Below are 1,167 nucleotides of genomic sequence, written 5' to 3' on the forward strand. Positions count from 1 at the left end.
GGTTTGATCATTATCGTCAGGCCGCTTGATTAAAATCTCCCAAGTTTAGGTCTACGGATTTGACAGCATAGGTCAAGCAACTCAGCTGAAGCACGTGCTGCAAAAGTACGGTAACGATCATCTTTATAAGGATCTGCAAAATCTGATACTCCTTTTGCAAATATAAATGGCATATCGTAGCTATCAGCTGATGCAGCTAACCCACTTCCTTCCATGTCTAGTCCTAGCACTTTTCTCATATAACTTGAAAGCTTATTATATATTTGCTCATCTTCAGTAACAGTTGCTCCTGTTGCGATAGGTGCAACATGGACAGAAAACTCTGGTTCTGCTGGTAGTCCTCTCGGGTTGAGTAATAATAAATCTTGAATATATTCTATACCCGCTTCGGTTAACTTAACTGGTTTCTCGATATAACCTCTTTTTCTAAGTCTCAAGATAACATCGCTCCAATCTGGACACTTTTCATCAAAATTATCTTGTTCAACTGGTTTCTTATTATCTATTAATTGACTCAATACCCAGTTTTCTTGCGCTTCTAAAGAATACTGAGGCTTTAATTCCATCCATGCCATACTCTGATTTTTATATAACGTACTTGTACGTTGCATGTTTTGAACTATTGTTTCACTTGGTTTGTACTGCAACGTATCGCCTTGAAAGACTTCGATACCATTCTCTACAACTCGCTTACCAACATCATAAGACCATAAACGATCTGCAAAGATAACATCTCCAAGTTGAGTTTTACCTCTTCTGCCAGCACATATACCACTCATAGCAAGACATTTAGGGTTTAACTCACTTATTAAGCGTCCAACAACAGCTTGTACACTTTCTCTTCCCATAGATGCTACCCATGTTGCAACAATAGTAATAGTAGTGCCCGAATCGGTTACAAATTCAGCTTTAGAAGCGTTTCTATCACTGACATTAAATTCTTGCCAGTTTTTAGATATTCCACTATTTACCTCAATGAGTTGGTCATATTCATCTTTTAATGCACACATTATCAAAATATCGGTATTAGAGGGAGTTGAGTACATTTTAGATCCTAATTGTAACTTTCAAATTTTTATAGTTTAACACTATGAGGTATGCTGAAGAAACCGTAGAATAAAACTTGGTAAACTAACAACTCGATAAGGAGTTTACCATGACTAAAAA

General features: G+C 36.8%; 1 protein-coding gene. It reads right to left on the minus strand.

Annotated elements, in window-relative coordinates; translation table 11 throughout:
- Positions 1 to 29: 29 nt before the first annotated feature.
- Positions 30 to 1,046 carry a hypothetical protein gene (locus QO187_RS13790; protein WP_371548665.1) on the minus strand — a complete coding sequence of 339 codons (1,017 nt, stop codon included), beginning with the start codon at positions 1,044 to 1,046 and terminating at the stop codon, positions 30 to 32.
- Positions 1,047 to 1,167: the final 121 nt, after the last annotated feature.

The organism is Psychrobacter sp. Arc9, from assembly GCF_041431295.1.
Classification (GTDB): Bacteria; Pseudomonadota; Gammaproteobacteria; order Pseudomonadales; family Moraxellaceae; genus Psychrobacter.